The sequence below is a fragment of the Streptomyces sp. NPDC057702 genome (assembly GCF_042799315.1).
Taxonomy (GTDB): domain Bacteria; phylum Actinomycetota; class Actinomycetes; order Streptomycetales; family Streptomycetaceae; genus Streptomyces.
The window spans coordinates 143,355-160,757 of the sequence record NZ_JBHVJC010000008.1 but is presented as its reverse complement, the minus strand read 5'-3'; the positions used below and the strand labels follow the sequence as shown (position 1 = coordinate 160,757).

The window sequence follows — 17,403 nt, the reverse complement described above, 5'->3', positions numbered from 1 at the left end:
ACCGGCGCGCCACCGGGGCCGCGCCTCGTGGAGCCCCGGCCCCCCGCATCGCCCGCCCTGCCCGACCCCCCGCTGAGCCACCCGCGATCCCACCTCGGAGCTGATGCCGTGAACCCCCTGAAGACCAGCGCGTTCGCCCTGTCCGACCGCCTCGCCCCCAAGGCCGACCCGACGCTGATCGCCGACGACGAGCGGCACTTCGCGGCCATCGCGGACTGTCTTGAGCGCACGATCGCCGAGATCTCCGACCAGCTCGACGCCGAACGCCGGGCGCCCGGTGGCGTGGGCCGCGAGGCGATGGACCGGGACACGGAGATCCACCGGTTGGCCGGCCGGTTGCGCGCCCTGCGCCGCTTCGGGCTGGACCTGTGTCTGGGCCGCATGGTCGGCGCGGACGACACCGAGCCCGTGTACGTCGGGCGGCTCGGCCTCACCGACAGCACGGGGCGTCGGCTGCTGCTCGACTGGCGCTCCCCGGCCGCCGAGCCGTTCTTCGGTGCCACCCACGCCCGGCCGATGGGCCTGGCCAGCCGTCGCCGGTACCGCTGGAGCGGTGGCCGGATCAGCGACTACTGGGACGAGGTGTTCGCCGCCGACGCCTTCGCCGGGCACGCGGCGCTGGACGACCAGTCCGCCTTCATCGCCAGCCTGGGAGGCAACCGCTCGGCGCGGATGCGCGACGTCCTGGGCACCATCCAGGCCGACCAGGACGCCGTCATCCGCGCGGGCTCGCGCGGTGCGCTGGTGGTCGACGGCGGTCCGGGCACGGGCAAGACCGTCGTCGCCCTGCACCGCTCCGCCTACCTGCTCTACGCCGATCCCCGGCTGGGCCACCGCCGGGGCGGTGTCCTCTTCGTCGGCCCACACCAGCCGTATCTGGCCTACGTCGCCGACGTGTTGCCCAGCCTCGGCGAGGAGGGCGTACAGACCTGCACCCTGCGCCATCTGGTCCCCGAGGGGGCCGACGCGCGGGTCGAGGCCGATCCGGCCGTGGCCCGGCTCAAGGCGTCCGTGGCGATGGTGCGGGCCGTGGAACCGGCCGTCGCGCTCTACGAGGAGCCGCCCACCCGGGGGATGACGGTCTCCACTCCCTGGTCCGAGCTGTGGCTGGGCCCGGACGACTGGGCCGCCGCGTTCGAGGCACCCGAGCCGGGCACGCCGCACAACGAGGCGCGCGAGCAGATCTGGGCGGAGCTGACCGCGATCCTGCTGGACAAGCACGACGGCGACGATGTCTCCCCCGACCTGTTCGGCAGGTCGCTGCGGCAGGACAGGGAGCTGGTCACGGCCCTTCACCGGGCGTGGCCGATGATCGAGGCGACCGACCTGGTCGGCGACCTGTGGTCGGTGCCCGCCTATCTGCGCCGGTGTGCTCCCTGGCTCGGCCCCGACGAGGTGCGTCTGCTCCAGCGCGCGGACCCGCACGCCTGGACCGTCTCCGACCTGCCGCTCCTGGACGCGGCCCGGCAGCGGCTCGGCGACCCGCGGGCGGCCCGGCGACAGCGTCAGCGGCAGGCGGCCCTGGCCGCCGAACGCCGGCGCATGGCCGACGTCATCGACACCGTCCTGGCGGCCGACGAGGACGGCGAGGGCGCGGTGTCGATGCTGCGCGGGCAGGACCTCCAGGACAGCCTGGTCGACACGGACGCGCTGCCCGACACCGACCCGGACCGGCTCGCCGGCCCGTTCGCGCACGTCGTGGTGGACGAGGCGCAGGAGTTGACCGACGCGGAGTGGCAGATGCTGTTGTCGCGCTGCCCCTCGCGGAGCTTCACGATCGTCGGCGACCGCGCCCAGGCACGGCACGGGTTCACCGAGTCCTGGCGCGAGCGGCTGGAGCGGGTCGGGCTCGACCGGGTCACCGTCAGTTCGCTGAGCATCAACTACCGGACGCCGGAGGAGGTCATGACCCAGGCCGAGCCGGTCATCCGGGCCGCGCTGCCGGACGCCAACGTGCCGACCTCCGTACGTGCCAGCGGCATCCCGGTCGAACACGGGCCGGTCGCGCGGCGGGACGCGATCCTGGACTCCTGGCTGGCCGCCCACACCGACGGGATCGCCTGTGTCATCGGCGACCCCACGTTCCGGGCGACGCCCCGCGTCCGGTCGCTCAGCCCCGAGCTGGCCAAGGGCCTGGAGTTCGACCTGGTCGTCCTCGTCGAACCGGAGGCGTTCGGCACGGGCATCACGGGAGCCGTGGACCGTTACGTCGCGATGACCCGGGCCACCCAGCGGCTCGTCGTCCTCACCGATGCCTGACCCCGGCCGGGGAAGGTGCCAACCCTTCCCCGGCCGGACGGCGGCATGGGCACGTCGACTCCTCGTCACTCGATGGCGCTGTTGAAGAACGGCACCGCCAGTCCGAAGGCCGCGACCCCTGCCAGCACGGCCTGGGCGAGCACCACCCCGGTCAGGGCGGTCAGGATCGCCGCACCGACGCCGACCAGGAGCGCCAGCAGCAGGATCAGCGCGGTGCGCGCGGTCATCAGGGACGGGCCCACGATCGGTTCCTCCAGGTACCTCAACGCCCCGTGCCATGAGGTGCGTTCGCCGGGCACTCGCACCGGCCTGGGGCAACAGTGACGTACGCGGTGGGGCGTTTCCGGCCGGATACGGGGGTGTTTCCGCGGGTGGCAACGGAATGTGTGACGGGAACGCGCGTCCCGGCGCGCTCGGCGGCACCGCACTGGTGGCCAGCGGCACACCCGGTCGCCGTCGGTCGGGTCCGGCTACGCCCCGCCGCCGGCCACGTCGGCGGGCAGCATGACGAGCGCGGTGGTGCCGCCGGTGTCCGAGGGTCGGAGCTGGACGCGTATGCCGTGCCGCAGCGCGAGGCGGCCGACCACGACCAGGCCCATGCGGCGGGAGACGGAGAGCTCGGCGGTGGGCGGCGAGGCCAGCCGCTCGTTGATCGCCGTCAGGTGCTGGGGCGCGAGGCCGATCCCGGTGTCGTGTATCTCGGCCAGCACCCGTCCGTCGGGCAGGGCGTGGCAGAGCAGGCGCACCGTGGTCTGTGGGGACGAGAACGAGGTCGCGTTCTCCAACAGCTCGACCAGCAGGTGGATGAGGTCGTTGACCACCCGGCCGACGATCTCGACCCCGGGCACGGCGACCGCCTCGATGCGCTCGTACTGCTCGACCTCGGAGGCGGCGGCGCGCAGCACGTCGGCCAGCGGGACCGGCCCGCTCCAGGGGCGTCTGGCCTCCTCGCCCGCCAGGACCAGGAGGTTCTCGCCGTTGCGGCGCATCCGGGTGGTCAGGTGGTCCAGTGTGAACAGCGCCGAGAGCTGGCCCGGGTCGACGGCGCGCGACTCCAGGTCGGAGATGAGGGACAGCTGCCGTTGGATGAGTCCCTGCGACCGGCGCGAGAGGTTGCCGAACATCGTGTTGACGTTGCCCCGCAGGAGCGCCTGTTCGGCCGCGAGCCGGACCGCCTCGCGCTGGACCTCGTCGAACGCGCGGGCCACCTGGTTGATCTCCTTGCGGTCGTGGATACCCAGGGAGGCCACGGAGATGTCCACGTCACGCGGGTCGGGTTCGGAGAGCTGGGCGACCAGTTCGGGCAGCCGGACGCGGGCGACGTCCTGGGCGACGTCCCGCAGGTGCTCCAGGGCCGCCGCGTCCTGGGCGGCGGTCAGCCGCAGGCGTTCGATCTCTTCGTGCGCCTGGGTGAGGTCCTTCAGGTGCTGCCCCTCGCGTCCGGACGCCTGGGCGATCCGGCGTCGCTCCTCGCGCAGCCGCTTCTCCAACTCCTCCCGCTCGACCTCGTCGTCCACCTCATGCAGTCGGGCCTCCAGCTCTCCGCAACGGCGCTGCGCGGCGTCCCGGTCCGCCTCCGCCTCGCGCACCTGGGACTCCAGCCGGTCGATCTCGCCGCGCAGGTGGGCGCACTCGGCCTCCAGGGATGCCACGCTGCGCCGCTGGACCTCCAGGACGGCGCCCCGCCCGGCGACCTCCCGCGCGTTGGCCGCCCGTAACTCCCGTGTCTGCCGTTCCAGTTCGGCCAGTTGGCGGCGCTGGCCGGCCACCTCCCGTGCCAGCTCCGCTATCTGGAGCTCGGCCTGCTCCCGCTCCAGTACGGCCTCCTCCAGCCGGTCGCTGGCGAGTTGGGCCCGGTAGCGCCCCGGGTGCTCCGCGAGCAGGGCCTCCCGGTGCAGGCGATAGACGTACGCCTGCATCTCCGCGGTCACCTCCTGGTCGTAGGCCCGGCAGGCGGACCTGAGCAGGGCGTCCAGGAACGCCTTCTCCGGAATGCGGGTGGCCGACAGGTAGCGGGAGACCGAGGGCGCGCTGATGTGGTGGTAGACGGCGAACTGTCGCACGGACTTGCCCGCCGCCTTGAACAGGCCCCGCATGACGACGGTGAAGTCCCGCAGCTCGGGGCGCAGGTCCTCGGGCAGTGGCTTGAGCCCGGGCACCTCCCGCGCCCCCTCGAACGGCAATCCGCCGTCGTGCGTGTACTCCGTGCCAGCCTGCCCCGCGTCACTCACTGTCCACTCCCCCGGCAACTCTTCACCCCGTCGGCATAGCGTCTCATCACCCCCGCCTCCGTGGCCCCGTTCGCCATGTTCGGTCGGCGGGTTGGCAGGTTCACCCGGTGATCGCCCGTCGACGGGTTGGCCGGCCCGTGTCGCGGCGGCGCGCGCGGCGGTGGTGGTCGCCGGCGCGCGAGCCGCGCCCAGTACGCTCACATCAGCCCGGCTCCGTCCGGCAGCCCGACCCGATGACGAACGCAGGAGTGAACATGTCCTTCCACGACGTGGAGATCGGCGCCCTCTCCGGCGGCCCCGCCAACCTGGCCCAGTACCGAGGCAAGGCCGTCCTGGTCGTCAACGTCGCCTCGCGGTGTGGCCTGACCCCGCAGTACGCGACGCTGGAGAAGCTGCACGAGCGGTACGCGGCGCGCGGCTTCACCGTCCTCGGGGTGCCGTGCAACCAGTTCGCCGGCCAGGAGCCCGGCACCGCCGAGGAGATCGCCACCTTCTGCTCGGCCACCTACGGCGTCACCTTCCCGCTGACGGAGAAGGCCGACGTGAACGGCGCGCGGCGGCACCCCCTGTACGCCGAGCTCGTCGGCACCTCGGACGTCGAGGGTCACAGCGGTGACATCCGCTGGAACTTCGAGAAGTTCCTCGTCGGCCCCGACGGCGCCGTCACCGCCCGCTTCGGCCCTCGCACCGAGCCGGACGCCCCCGAGATCACCTCGGCCATCGAGGCCGCCCTGCCGGCCTGATCCGCCACCGGCGACCCGCCACCGCCGTCGCGGGCCGACGGGGGGGGCGGGTCGCGGGCGGGGCGGGGTGTGGGCCCATGGGCTGCGGGTCGCGCGCTCGCTAGGCTGGCGCGCGCATCGTCGCGCTGTCCTGTACGGAGGGGCCTTGGACATCCGCACCGCTCAGACGCTCACCTGGCAGAACAAGATCGAGAAAGGGTTCAACACCACCGACGTGCCGCTGGAGTTCGGCCTGCTGACGGCCGAGGTCGGCGAGGCGTTCACCGCCTGGCGCAGGTCACTGCCCGACTTCGGCGAGGAGCTCGCGGACGTGTTCCTCTACGTCGCCGCCCTCGCCGAGATGAACGGCCTCGACCTCGGCCAGGAGGTGGCACGGAAGATCGAGAAGAACCGGCACCGCGTCTACGCGACCGACGCCCAGGGTGTGCCCGTGCGCGTCGGCGACGACCAACCCGCCGACTCGCCGCCACCCGCCGCCGACTCGCCCCGCCCCCACCGCCGAGCCGGCCCCTGACCACCCCTGGCCGGGGATGACTCAGGCGGACGCGGCTCGCCGCGCCCGCGTCCGCGTCAGGTGACGCGCGGTCAGGGCGAGCACGGCCGCGCACAGCGCGAGGGCGAGCGTCCCCCCGTTCAACCACGCGTAGCTGGGGTCACTGGAGTACACGGAGCCGTCGGCGCGCACGCAGTCGAAGCGCAGGGGCAGATAGGCGGTCCGGTGGTGGGTGAGGCCCTCGGTGGTGGCCGTGTCGAACCCGTCGCGGCAGGCCGGCGCCGGGGTCGCGGCCGCGCCGTCGTCGACCTGGAGGTCGGACTCCAGCACCGCGAAGAAGCCCAGGCAGTAGAGGGAGGCCGCGGCGGCGGCGCACAGGGTCGCCGCACGACGCGCCAGGTGCACGGCCCAGGGCTCAGGCCGCCCCGGGACCGCCATGGCGATCACGCCCACCGCGGCGATCAGCGCGCCGACGGCACACGCCCCGGAGACACCCAGACCGATCACCACAGGCGCTCAGCCCCGCGCGGTCGAGGGTGGCGGGAGGGCCGCCGGCTGGCAGGTGGGGGCGGGGTGAGTGGGGTGACAGGCATGCGGCAACCCCACCCGACACCGTCCGGTCGGGCTGTGACGGAGGCCACCTTTCCGGCTACAGCAGTGTCACAGGCGGCCCGCCCTCCGCGAGACGCCCACCGATGTCCCCGGCCGCCCTGGCCCACTCCGCTCCGCCCCGCCCCGCTCGCCCCGGCGCCAGACCGTCCCGGCCCGGCCGGGCCCCGCGTGGGTGTGGCGCGTACCGTGCGGGCCGGGTCTCATATCGTGGGTGACCGGGTCCGGGCACTGGCCAAGATGTTTATATGGGCGTCACACTTACTTGCCCCGCGTGCGGCAACGGCGCCGAGCGCTCATCGATGAACCGGGCCCGAGCGAGCCATGTGCCCGTGCCGGCCCCGGTCACCGCCGCGCCAGAAAGGCACTCTGTGACGACGCGACCCGACGTGCAGCACGTACTCGGCGATCTCCTGGCCGAGATCGAACAGCGCAACCCCGCTCAGCCCGAGTTCCACCAGGCCGTGCACGAGGTCCTGGAGACCCTGGCGCCGGTGCTGGCGGCCCGCCCGCAGTACGCCGAGGCGGCCCTGATCGAGCGGCTGTGCGAGCCGGAGCGACAGGTCATGTTCCGGGTGCCGTGGCAGGACGACCGGGGGCGAGTACGGGTCAACCGGGGGTTTCGCGTCGAGTTCAACAGCGCCCTGGGCCCGTACAAGGGCGGGCTGCGCTTCCACTCGTCGGTCAATCTCGGCGTCATCAAGTTCCTGGGCTTCGAGCAGATCTTCAAGAACGCGTTGACCGGGCTCGGCATCGGGGGCGGCAAGGGCGGCAGCGACTTCGACCCGCACGGGCGCAGCGACGCCGAGGTCATGCGGTTCTGCCAGTCCTTCATGACGGAGCTGTACCGGCACATCGGCGAGCACACCGACGTGCCGGCCGGTGACATCGGCGTCGGCGGCCGGGAGATCGGCTACCTCTTCGGCCAGTACCGCCGCATCACCAACCGCTGGGAGGCCGGTGTCCTCACCGGCAAGGGCCAGGGTTGGGGCGGTTCGCTGATCCGCCCGGAGGCCACCGGGTACGGCAACGTGCTGTTCGCCGGGGCGATGCTGCACGAGCGCGGCGAGGACTTCGAGGGTCAGACGGTGGTGGTCTCCGGCTCGGGGAACGTGGCCATCCACACCATCGAGAAGCTGCGCGCTCTCGGCGCGAACCCCGTGACCTGCTCGGATTCCTCCGGGTACGTCGTGGACGAGAAGGGCGTCGACGTCGCGCTCCTCAAGCAGGTCAAGGAGGTCGAGCGGGGTCGCGTGGACGCGTACGCCGAGCGGCGGGGCTCCTCGGCCCGCTTCGTGCCCGGCGGGCGGGTCTGGGACGTGCCCGCCGATGTGGCGCTGCCGTCGGCCACCCAGAACGAGTTGGACGAGCAGGCCGCCACCGCGCTGATCCGCAACGGCGTGAAGGCGGTCTCCGAGGGGGCGAACATGCCCACGACGCCCGCGGCCGTGCACCTGTTCCAGCAGGCGGGTGTCGCGTTCGGCCCCGGCAAGGCGGCCAACGCGGGCGGAGTGGCGGTCAGCGCGCTGGAGATGGCGCAGAACCACGCCCGCACCTCGTGGACGGCGCGGCGGGTCGAGGACGAGCTGACGCACATCATGAACGACATCCACGCCACCTGTCACGAGACCGCCGACCGCTACGGCGCCCCCGGCGACTACGTGACAGGCGCCAACATCGCCGGCTTCGAACGCGTCGCTGACGCGATGCTGGCCCAGGGTGTGATCTGAGCCCACCCGTCGAACGGCTTCGGCACGCCGTCCGCGTCGGCCACCGGGCCCGGTCGACCACGCCCCGCCCCGGGGGCCGGGGTCGACCGGGCCGGACCGGCCGCCCCGGGCCCGGCGGGCGTTCAGTCCGCCAAAAGGCGCGCGGGGTTCACCCGGGTGATGGCCTGGACGGCGCCGCGTGTCAGGCCCGCGGCCTGGAACCAGCGGGCGCTCGCGGTCAGCCACCCGCGCACGTCCGGCTGGTCGGGCTGGCCCAGGTCGGAACTGAAGACCACCCGGGGGTGTGCGGCGACGACAGCGCCGAGGTGGTCCGCGTCGTGGTGGCCCAACAGCAGGGTCAGGGCGGTGACTTCGACGTACAGGGCGGGCACGTGCGCCAGGTCGGCGAGGTCCTCGCGGGTCAGGCCGGACAGCGGGTGGGTGGCGTGGGTGAGCAGCAGGCGCGGCAGGCCGAGGCGCACGGCCTCGTCCACGACGCGGAGGGTCGCCTCCCGGTCGCAGTGCCCGGTCGCCACGACGACGGGCAGGTCGCGGGCGGCCCTCAGCACCTCACGCACCTCGTCGCGCAGCCGCCCCTTTGGGTCGAGGACCCGGCGGGTTCGCCACCGCCCTGGGTCGAGCCCGGGGTGGAACGGGGTGCGGCGCAACGTCGAGGCGTGCGCGGGGCCGACCAGGGTGGGCAGGTGGACGACGAGGCGCGCGGGGCTGTCCGGCCCGTGCGCGTAGACGGCCGCTTCCACGACCCGAGGGTGCGGGCCGCCGGCGAGTTCGTTGAGGACCAGCGTGCCGGAGACCGGCAGGCCCTCCTGGCGTGCCTCCCAGGCGCGGGCGGCGGTCGAGGTGAGGTGGCTCTTGAGCACCACCCAGCCGTCGACCTCCGCGTACGCCCGGCCCGCGCCGGCCGAGGTCAGGCGGCGGCGGTACAGATCGGGGCCCGCGTGGTAGTGGACGTCCACCACCTGGCGCCCGGCCAGGTCACCCATGGGAGGGTGGGAGGTCGTCGTGGTCCCAGGGGTGGGCGTAGCCGAACTGGCGGCGCGCCGCGTCCAGGCGCTGGTCCGCGTCGAGTGCCCGGGCGATCGCCGTCTCGGTCCGCTCCACGCGTTCGGCTCGGGTCGCGACGTCGGCGGCGTGCTCGGCGGGCACCACCAGGACCCCGTCGTCGTCGGCGACGACGATGTCGCCGGGGCGCACGGTGACCGCGCCGATGACCACGTCCTGTCCCGTCGCCGCCAGTTCCACCCGGTTCTTGCCGCTGACCATGGTGACGCCCGTGCTGAACAGCGGATATCCCGTGGCGCGGGTCTCGGCGATGTCACGGGCCGAGCCGTGCAGGGCGGTGGCGCGTATCCGGCGCCGCCGCGCCAGCCTGGTCAGGAGCGAGCCCCAGGTGGTGCAGGTGGTGCTGCCCGCGTTGTCGACCACGACGAACGCGCCCTCGGGTACGTCGTCCAGGTAGTCGGCCGCGTTGCGAAAGCCCGGCTCGGCGCTGTCGAGGGGCCGGTAGGTGACGGTGAAGGCGCGGCCGACCGCGCGGGCGCCGGGAACGCGCGGGGTGAGGCCGGCGAGGGCGCCGCCGACTCCCAGGCTGTCGAGCGCGTCGGACACGGACGCGGTGTCCAGACAGCCGAGCCGGTCGACCACCTCGTCGGGGGTGGGTGCCTCCTCCTCGCGCGGGGCGAGCTCCCTGGCCACCGCCCGGGCGACCTGCCGCGTGGTGCTCGTGCCACCCAGGTCGTAGGTGAGGGTCGTACGCCGTCTGACGACGGTGCGCACCGCCGCCCGCAGCGCGTCGCCGGGCACGCTCAGATCCAGGTGGTCGAGCAGTTGGGCCAGGCTGAGCAGCATGGCCATGGGGTTGGCCCGGTCCTGGCCGGCCATGCCCGGGGCGCTGCCGTGCACGGGTTCGAAGTAGCTGCCCCGGTCGCCGATGTTGCCGCTGGGCGCGAGGCCGAGGCCGCCCATGACGCCCGCGCCGAGGTCGGAGAGGATGTCGCCGAACATGTTCTCCGCGACCACCACACCGAACCGCTCGGGTCGGCGCACCATCCACAGGGCGACGGCGTCCACGTTCAGGATCTCCGCCTGGATGTCGGGGTGGTCGCGCGCGCTGAGTTCCAGGCGTTCGCGCAGGTGGTTGCCGCTGTGGCGCAGGACGTTGGGTTTGTCGACCAGGGTGAGTCGGGTGTGCCCCCGGGACCGGGCGTAGGCGAATCCGTAGCGCAGCAGCCGGTCGATGCCGTACTCGGTCTGCAGGCGCAGCGTGACGCTGGTCGCGCGCGGGCCCGAGGCGCGGGCGTTGGGGTGGGCGCGGACCAGGTTCCACAGCGCGTCGTCCAGGCCGTGGGAGTCGAAGCCCGCGTACAGCCCCTCGGTGTTCTCGCGGATCACCGTGAAGTCGAAGCGCCCGCCGGTCAGGTCGCTGATCGGGCGGACGTTCGCGTACAGGTGCAGGCGTTGGCGCAGTTGGACGACCGGGGAGACGAAGGGACGGCCGGTGCCCCGCAGTTCGTGGGTGAGTTCGGCCTCGGCCTCACGCGGCGGCTTGCTGGTGACGGCGCCGAGCAGGCAGGTGTCCGTCTCGGCCAGAAGCCGCCAGGTGCGCCGCGGCACCGGGTCTCCCTCCTGGCGCCAGCATTCCCAGCCGATGTCGCCGAGGCGTGGTTCGAGGGGAAGGCCCAGGGTGTCCAGGATGTCGAGGGCCGTGGCGGTGACTTCCGGGCCGATGCCGTCACCCGGCAGTACGGCGATGCTCTTCATGGGTGTCCCTTCTCTCGTAGGAAGGCTCCGACCAGGGCGGACACCTCCGCGGTGTGGGTGAAGTGGGGGCGCATGCCGGCGCGTTCGACGATCGCCACCCGGTGGTGGGGCGCTGCCACGGTGTGGCGTGGGGTGACGAGTTGGGAGCGGCCGCCGACGATCTGTAGCAGTGGCCCGGGGTGGGCGCGCACCACCGGCCCCAGGTCGACGTCGCGCAGCAGCCGCATCCCGGCGGCCAGTCGGCGCCCGGCGCCCGGGGCGGGCGCCGTGAGGGTGTGCTCGCCGTCGTCGGGGCGGTGGTCGTACGGTCTGACGCGCCGGCCCAGGAGGGCGAGGGCCCGGTCCGGGCGACCGCTCGCCGCCAGGTCGGCGATCTCCGCGAGCCTGGCTTCGAGGAGGGCGTCGGTGCGGGCCGGCCCGGAGACGAGCAGCGCGGCCGTGTCGGGGTGGGTGTCGGGGAGCAGGGCCTGGGCGACCGCGCCGCCCAGCGCGTTCCCGCAGAGCAGGTCGACGGGGCCGTGGCGGGTCAGCAGGGGACGGCAGCGGGCGGCGAGGGCGGTCAGGGTGGGGGTGTGCTCGTCCCACAGGGCGAGTGTGTCGACCACGGTCACCCGCAGGCCGGCGCGTACCAGGGCCCGGGTGACCGGGGCGAAGAACGCTCCGTCGTCCCAGCGGGGGGTGACGGGGGCGAAGACCAGTGCGTGTGCCGTGCCGGCGGCGGCCCGGGGTCCGAAGACCGCCGTCGGCACGAGGGATCGGGTGGGGGTCATCGGGGGGCGGCGAGGGCGCGCGCGGTGGCGATGCCCGCGCGGTGGTCGCCGCCCGCCAGGTCCGCACGGTGCTCGACCGGCAGGTCGTAGCGGCCCAGGACCAGGTCGGGCAGCGGCAGCGACGGTGTGCCTTCGGGGATGGTGGCCAGGAGCAGGTCCGCCAGTTCCAGGGCTGGTCCCAGGTGGAGGGGGTGCGCGGTCTGGGCGTGGCCACGGTCCAGGTGTGCCAGCCACTGCTCGGCGATGAGGTTGCCGGGCCCCTTGCCCATGCCCTGGATCGAGGAGTCCATCCAGGTCGCGCCGGCGGCCACCGCGCTGATCGCGTTGGCCAGGGCCAGTCCCAGGTTGTTGTGCGCGTGCAGGCCGACCGGGCCGCCGGTGACCGACCTGGTCAGGGTGGTGAGGTCGGTGGTGTCCACGGGTGAGAGGCTGCCGTTGGAGTCGGCCAGGTAGACGAACTGGGCGCCGGCGTCGGTGGCGGCGGTGGCGACCTCGACGACGCGTCGGCCCGACCACCGGCTGACGCGGGCGAAGTTCACCCCGACGACGAACCCGAGGTCCCTGGCCTGGCGTACCCGCTCCAGGCCCCGCGCGTAACCCCGGGGCGGGAGGATGACGCGGACCAGGCGCGCCCCTGCCGCGTACATGGCGGGCAGGTCGTCGTCGGTGATGTTCTTCGGGTGCAGGATCATGGCCACCCGGTCCGAGCCGATCTCCCCGGCCACGGCGGCGATGAGGTCGTCGTCCCCGCGTCCGGTGCGCCCGATGTCGGGCAGGGGCAGGAGCGAGCCCTTGCGGTAGGCGATCTCGACCCAGTCGAAGCCCGCCTCGACGCTGAGCAGCGCGTGCCGCAGCACGTAGTCCACGGGAAAGTCGAAGCCGTTGCGGTACCCGCCGTCGCGGAGGGTGACGTCGATGTTGACGATGTTCATGACTCTCCCTGATGGCTGGCGGGGGCGGACGCGGCCGGGATCCGGGTCGCGGCGTGGTGGGCGGCGAGTCGGCCGAAGACCAGGGAGCGCAGCACCGAGGTGGCCGGCGGGTAGGCGTGGTAGAAGAGGCCGGTGGCCTCGCCCGCCGCGTACAGACCGGGGATGGGGGTGCCGGAGGGTGTGACGACGCGGCCGTCGAGGTCGGTACGGATACCGCCGTAGGTGAAGCAGATGGCGGCGGTGACGGGCACGCCGATGAACGGTGGGGTGTCCAGCGGGGTGGCCCAGTTGGACTTGCCGGGCTCGATGCCCACGGTGGCCTTGCCGTCCAGGCGGGTGGGGTCGAACACACCGGGGCGGACGGCCGCGTTGAACTCGGCGACGGTCCTGCCCAGGCGCTCGGCGTCGATGCCGAGCTTGTCGGCGATCTCCTCCAGGCTGTCCGCCTGCTCCGGGGGCACGTCGCTGAGCAGCGCGTTCGTGATGCCGGGGATGGCGAGCGTCTTGGCGTCGGCGATCCAGTACGCGCGCTGCTCCTGGTTCTTCCAGATCTCGTAGCCGACGTGTTCGAAGGTGTTGTCCCAGGTGTCGCGGCCCTCGTCGAGGAACCGCCGCGCCCGGCCGTTGACGAAGATGCCGGCGCTGAAGCCGTACAGGACCGCGTCGGCCTGCTCACTGCGCCGGTCCACGGGTTCGGCGTGGATGCCGTCGAACTGGCCGGCGGTGTCGGCGCCCAGCTCCAGGGCCATGCGCAGCCCGTCGCCCCGGTTGTGGGTGAGGCCGGGGGCGATCAGCGGCAGGTCGCAGGCCCGGTCGCCCAGGTAGCGGGTGAGCATCTCGGGATTGCCCTCGAAGCCTCCGCAGGCCAGCACGACGGCGTGACCGGCCAGCCGCCGGGTGTGGCCGTCACCGGTGCGGACCAGCACGCCGCTGACGGCACCGTCGTCGTGGGTCGTCAGGCGCAGCGCCTGCGTCGCGTAGTGGAGGTCGACGCGCGGGTCGCTTTCCAGGGCGGCGCCCAGGTGCTCGACGAGAGAGGCGCCGCCGCCGCGGAGGCTGGCCGGCGGTGTCATGGAGGGGGTGCCGCCGTCGAAGGTGTGCGGCAGCGGGAAGTGTGCGAAGACGACCTCGACGCCGTGCCGTTCGACGAAGGCGAGGGTCTGTCGGGTCTCGCGCTCCACGACGTGGCAGTACGCGAGGTCGGCGAGGCCGCCGGAGACCCGGTCGACGTGTCCGGCCCAGTCGGTGTCCAACCGCCTGTCCCGGTCGACGCGCAGGAACGCGCCGGTCCAGCGGGTGGCGCCGCCGCGCTCGCGCCGTTCGGCCCGTTCGAGGACGGCGATCCTGGCGGCGGGTTCGCGGGCCTCGGTGGCTTCGGCGTAGGACAGGGCGGCTGACAGGCCGGCGGCGCCGAAGCCGACGACGATGAGGTCGTAGTGCGGTGGGTTGGTCGAGCCTGGCATGTTCTCTCCCGGGGAGGGTGGGGTACGGGTGGGCCGTTCGTGGGCGGCGGGGGCTCAGCGGCGGGGTGTGATGACCCGACTCGTGCGGTACAGCCGGTACGTGGCGCCGGTCGTGGTCGCGGCGAACGCCTGGTAGCGGCGGGTGAACTCGGGGTCGGTGAAGATGGCCTCGAACCGCCGCGGGTCGGCCCACGCGGCGAGGTTGACGACGGCGTCGCCGTCGACGCTGGTCAGCAGGCGGGAGCCGCCGAAGCCGTCGGCGGTGGTAGCGACGTGCTCGACCGCGGACGCGAGCGCGGCCACGCTGGCCGCCGCGTCGTGCGTGGTGGCCACGTTGACGAGCAGGACGCTCCCGTCCGGTCGCGCGGCGGTGACCAGGCCGGGGCTCACGTCGCGCCCGTCGAAGGACAGCCGCTGGTAGGAGGCGATGCCGAGTCGGTGCCACGGGTCACTGGCGACCAGCTCGGCCACCTGGGTCGCCTCCAGGTCGGCGGTGACGAGCACGGCGCCGCCGCCCTCAGGCCGGGGGCCGCTGAGCAGGACGCGGCCCTGGTCCGCGTGTGCGCGCAACCAGGCCCGGTGCTCGGCCAGATGAGCGGCGAGGGTCGCGCGCGAGGCGCGGTGGGTGAGGGTCAGTACGTGGATCATCGGAGTCTGCCTCGATGGTGGGAAGGCGGGCGGCGGGCAGGGGCCTGGTCAGGCGGCGGGAGCGGGCGGGCCGCCGGGCGCCGGCGCGATTCTCGTGAGGATCCTCGCCGCGTCGGCCACGACGCCGTGGACGACCTGGGCGGCCGGCGGGACGTCCCGGACCAGGTCCAGGACCTGGCCGGCGAACAGGGCGCGCTGGTCGGTGTCGTCGCGGGCGACGGCGGCGGCCCACCCGGGCTCGATCTCGGTACGGCGGGCGGCGAGTTCCGTCTCCCGCCCGGCCCAGGCGCGCGTGAAGTCGTTACGAACGGAACGGGCCCGGTACGCCGCGTCCCACGGGATACCCCGGACCACATCGAAGCAGCGGGTGTCGACGGTGTCCCCGGCGTGCGCGGCGACCAGGCGGGACCGGAACCCGGCGGAGGCGAGCGACTCCCGGGTCGCGGCGAACCGGGTGCCCATCATGACGCCGTCGGCACCCAGCGCGAGGGCCGCCGCCAGGCCACGGCCGTCCGCGAACCCGCCGGCGGCCACCGTCGGCACCGCGCCGCCGATGGCGTCGAGCACGGCCGGGACCAGGGGCAGGGTGGCCGTCGACGCGTGGTGGCCACCTGCCTCGGCGCCCTGGATCACCAGCGCGCACGCCCCGGCCCGCACGGCGACCAGGGCCTGCTGAGGGTCGTGGACCTGGACGACGACCCGGGCGCCGGAGCCGGCGGCGGACACCACGTACCGCTGGACCTGTGCCGCGTCCCCGAAGGAGAGGGCGACGACCGGTGGGGCGTAACCCAGCACCCGTTCCCACAGGCCAGGCCGTGTGTCGAAGGTGAACATGACGCAGCCGACGCCCCACACGCCGCCGGCCTCGGCCGCCCGGGCCAGGTGCTCGTCGATGAAGGCCGCGTCACCGTAGCTGGCGCCGACCAGGCCCAGGCCGCCCGCCCGGGTGACGGCCGCGGCGAGCTGGCCGCCGGACACGGACCCCATGGGGGCGCAGACCACCGGGTGGTCTATGGCGAGCAGTTGGGTCAGCTTGGTCGATATCACGACGCTCCCCTTTTCCGGTTCATGACATGGCGCGACCCGACGAGCCGACCAGGAGAAGCGGCTTCACACCGCACACGGAATTACGCTGGGAATACGGGAGGGGAATCCGGAGAAGCCGTTTCCGGTTCACGGGGAATCTCGCCTGCCGTACGTTCACGAGATTAGCCCTGCCTTTCCCTGGCCGTCCAAGACGTAAAGCGCGTGACAGCCATAAGCGGGCGCCTATACCGAGCGACGGGAAAAGCCGACGGCATGTGACCGGGGCGGTGGGCCGCCGTGATCACCTGCCGTCGAAAGAGAACGGGGTCATGCGCCGAGGAAGACCCAGCCGCGCTCCGCGGCGACCGATTCCAGCAGGCGCGCGGCGGGGCTGTCACCGAGGGCGAGAACGGCGAACCGCTCGCGCGGCGGCGTGCTGGTGGGCAACGGCCGCCACACCAGGCTCGGCTCGCGCTCCACGGCCGGCCGTGGGCGCAGGGCCACCAGGTCGGTGGTGGTCCGCAACGCGTGCAGGAACAGGGCGTGCTGGTCCTGGTCGACCGGGTGCGGTACGCAGTCCCACCCCAGGCCGGCCAGCTGCGCCGGGACGAACTCGGCGTACCCCGGCGCGCAACCCTTCTCGTACCACAGCAGGCGCTGGCCGGCGAGGTCCGCCCACTGCGGGGCGGGGCCCGCCGCCAGCGGGTGCTCCCGTGCCACGACGAGGCCGAGCGGCTCGTCCCGGACGACGGCGCGCACCACGTGCGGCAGCGGGATCGGCAGGCGCACGATGCCGAAGGCGATCTCGCCGTGGCGCAGGAGTTCGCCCTGCCGGGCCGCCTCCACCGAGCGCATGCGCGGCGTGGCCCCGAGGTCCCGGCCGCCGTCCGAACGGTGCGCGGACAGCGCGTTCTGCACCTCGACGAGAACCTCGGCCGGCACTCCCCCACACACTCCGACGGGCCGGTCCAGTGGCGTGGGAGTGGCAGCGGCGATAGCCGACCGCAACTGGCTCGGAATCCCCTGAATTTCGTGCAGAAAGGCCCGCCCGCCGGCGGTGAGTTCCACGCCGCGCGAGCCTCGGATGAACAGCGCGCTACCGACGCGCTGTTCGAGGCGTCGAATTTGCTGACTGAGGCTCGGTTGCGATATTCGCAGCTCCTGTGCTGCCGCCGAGACGGTCCCGGCCCGCACCACCGTCAGGAAATACCGCAGGTGTCGCAGGTCGAAGTTGTCGACATCGCGCGCGTCGACCGTCGCGCGCAGTAGGACGTCGTCCGTCGGGCTCGGCCCCGGTGTGCCGAGGCTCGCCCGTTCGAAGGGGGCCCGCCCCGCTCGTTCGTCCACCATGCTGGTTCACTTCCCCCACGTGTCGCCACCCCTGCCCCGCGCAGGGATGCGCCCGCCCGCCCCCGCGCGGAGGGTTCGGGTGGAGCGCGACGGCGCCCACGGACGACACCCGGCCCGGCGCCACCTCCGCCTCTCGGCGCGTCGAGCCACGTCTCCGCCTGTCTCGACGGCGCCGTACGCGGCGGCCGGCAGGCGCAGGCGCGGAGGCCGCACGTCCGGCGCGGGCGGCGGATCAGCGAAGCCCGAGGCGACGCCACCGACGGCGACCCCGACACCCGCGCCCGGGGCGGCGGGCTCGATCATCGCCCCGGGCGTCACCGCCCGGCTGGACCGCTCACCCTCCGGGCCGGCCGGGCGGAATCTCCCCAGGACCACAGCCCCTCCAGCGC

13 protein-coding genes and 1 pseudogene are annotated in these 17,403 nt (G+C 73.7%); 4 read left to right on the top strand and 10 right to left on the bottom strand.

Annotated elements, in window-relative coordinates; all coding sequences use genetic code 11:
• Positions 1-108 precede the first annotated feature (108 nt).
• The gene (gene helR, locus ACFVFR_RS08185) at positions 109-2,259 is read left to right on the top strand and encodes an RNA polymerase recycling motor ATPase HelR (RefSeq protein ID WP_383698871.1); all 2,151 of its coding nucleotides are present in this window, start codon (positions 109-111) and stop codon (positions 2,257-2,259) included.
• A 93-nt stretch (positions 2,260-2,352) separates the two neighbouring features.
• On the opposite strand, the pseudogene ACFVFR_RS08180 reads toward helR, so the two are convergent.
• Positions 2,353-3,614: pseudogene (locus ACFVFR_RS08180) on the bottom strand (ATP-binding protein); the annotation flags it as partial.
• Positions 3,615-4,744: 1,130 nt separating this feature from the next.
• On the opposite strand from ACFVFR_RS08180, the gene ACFVFR_RS08175 reads away from it, so the two are divergent.
• The gene (locus ACFVFR_RS08175) at positions 4,745-5,233 is read left to right on the top strand and encodes a glutathione peroxidase (RefSeq protein WP_383698931.1); all 489 of its coding nucleotides are present in this window, start codon (positions 4,745-4,747) and stop codon (positions 5,231-5,233) included.
• Positions 5,234-5,378: 145 nt separating this feature from the next.
• The gene (locus tag ACFVFR_RS08170; RefSeq protein ID WP_383698870.1) at positions 5,379-5,747 is read left to right on the top strand and encodes a MazG nucleotide pyrophosphohydrolase domain-containing protein; all 369 of its coding nucleotides are present in this window, start codon (positions 5,379-5,381) and stop codon (positions 5,745-5,747) included.
• Positions 5,748-5,768: 21 nt separating this feature from the next.
• Here the strand turns inward: ACFVFR_RS08170 and ACFVFR_RS08165 are convergent, their stop codons facing one another.
• The gene (locus tag ACFVFR_RS08165) at positions 5,769-6,236 is read right to left on the bottom strand and encodes a hypothetical protein (protein WP_383698869.1); all 468 of its coding nucleotides are present in this window, start codon (positions 6,234-6,236) and stop codon (positions 5,769-5,771) included.
• 470 nt (positions 6,237-6,706) lie between these two features.
• Here ACFVFR_RS08165 and gdhA point away from each other — a divergent pair, with 470 nt between their 5' ends.
• On the top strand, positions 6,707-8,065 hold the full coding sequence (gene gdhA, locus ACFVFR_RS08160) for an NADP-specific glutamate dehydrogenase (protein ID WP_383698868.1): 1,359 nt from the start codon (positions 6,707-6,709) through the stop codon (positions 8,063-8,065).
• A gap of 122 nt (positions 8,066-8,187) precedes the next feature.
• Here gdhA and ACFVFR_RS08155 read toward each other — a convergent pair whose 3' ends face one another.
• From ACFVFR_RS08155 to ACFVFR_RS08120, 8 genes are all read right to left on the bottom strand, one after another.
• Positions 8,188-9,048 carry a DUF6282 family protein gene (locus tag ACFVFR_RS08155; RefSeq protein ID WP_383698867.1) on the bottom strand — a complete coding sequence of 287 codons (861 nt, stop codon included), beginning with the start codon at positions 9,046-9,048 and terminating at the stop codon, positions 8,188-8,190.
• The gene (locus tag ACFVFR_RS08150; RefSeq protein ID WP_383698866.1) at positions 9,041-10,825 is read right to left on the bottom strand and encodes an isocitrate/isopropylmalate family dehydrogenase; all 1,785 of its coding nucleotides are present in this window, start codon (positions 10,823-10,825) and stop codon (positions 9,041-9,043) included. The genes ACFVFR_RS08155 and ACFVFR_RS08150 overlap by 8 nt, the downstream gene beginning before the upstream one ends.
• On the bottom strand, positions 10,822-11,595 hold the full coding sequence (locus ACFVFR_RS08145; protein ID WP_383698865.1) for an alpha/beta fold hydrolase: 774 nt from the start codon (positions 11,593-11,595) through the stop codon (positions 10,822-10,824). The genes ACFVFR_RS08150 and ACFVFR_RS08145 overlap by 4 nt, the downstream gene beginning before the upstream one ends.
• Positions 11,592-12,527: a hypothetical protein gene (locus ACFVFR_RS08140; RefSeq protein ID WP_383698864.1), complete on the bottom strand. Its 936-nt coding sequence runs from the start codon at positions 12,525-12,527 to the stop codon at positions 11,592-11,594. Before ACFVFR_RS08140 ends, ACFVFR_RS08145 begins: the two co-directional genes overlap by 4 nt.
• Positions 12,524-13,990, bottom strand: coding sequence for an FAD-binding protein (locus tag ACFVFR_RS08135; protein WP_383698863.1), 1,467 nt, complete (start codon positions 13,988-13,990; stop codon positions 12,524-12,526). The genes ACFVFR_RS08140 and ACFVFR_RS08135 overlap by 4 nt, the downstream gene beginning before the upstream one ends.
• A 54-nt stretch (positions 13,991-14,044) precedes the next feature.
• The gene (locus ACFVFR_RS08130; RefSeq protein WP_383698862.1) at positions 14,045-14,638 is read right to left on the bottom strand and encodes a YciI family protein; all 594 of its coding nucleotides are present in this window, start codon (positions 14,636-14,638) and stop codon (positions 14,045-14,047) included.
• A 48-nt stretch (positions 14,639-14,686) separates the two neighbouring features.
• Positions 14,687-15,685, bottom strand: coding sequence for an NAD(P)H-dependent flavin oxidoreductase (locus ACFVFR_RS08125; RefSeq protein WP_383698861.1), 999 nt, complete (start codon positions 15,683-15,685; stop codon positions 14,687-14,689).
• A gap of 306 nt (positions 15,686-15,991) precedes the next feature.
• The gene (locus tag ACFVFR_RS08120) at positions 15,992-17,014 is read right to left on the bottom strand and encodes a LysR family transcriptional regulator (RefSeq protein ID WP_383698860.1); all 1,023 of its coding nucleotides are present in this window, start codon (positions 17,012-17,014) and stop codon (positions 15,992-15,994) included.
• Positions 17,015-17,403: the final 389 nt, after the last annotated feature.

Coding starts and splice junctions, on each gene's coding strand:
- ACFVFR_RS08175 (WP_383698931.1), top strand. CDS start 4,745: ATGTCCTTCCACGACGTGGAGATCGGCGCCCTCTCCGGCGGCCCCGCC.
- ACFVFR_RS08155 (WP_383698867.1), bottom strand. CDS start 9,048: ATGGGTGACCTGGCCGGGCGCCAGGTGGTGGACGTCCACTACCACGCG.
- ACFVFR_RS08150 (WP_383698866.1), bottom strand. CDS start 10,825: ATGAAGAGCATCGCCGTACTGCCGGGTGACGGCATCGGCCCGGAAGTC.
- ACFVFR_RS08145 (WP_383698865.1), bottom strand. CDS start 11,595: ATGACCCCCACCCGATCCCTCGTGCCGACGGCGGTCTTCGGACCCCGG.
- ACFVFR_RS08140 (WP_383698864.1), bottom strand. CDS start 12,527: ATGAACATCGTCAACATCGACGTCACCCTCCGCGACGGCGGGTACCGC.
- ACFVFR_RS08135 (WP_383698863.1), bottom strand. CDS start 13,990: ATGCCAGGCTCGACCAACCCACCGCACTACGACCTCATCGTCGTCGGC.
- ACFVFR_RS08130 (WP_383698862.1), bottom strand. CDS start 14,638: ATGATCCACGTACTGACCCTCACCCACCGCGCCTCGCGCGCGACCCTC.
- ACFVFR_RS08120 (WP_383698860.1), bottom strand. CDS start 17,014: ATGGTGGACGAACGAGCGGGGCGGGCCCCCTTCGAACGGGCGAGCCTC.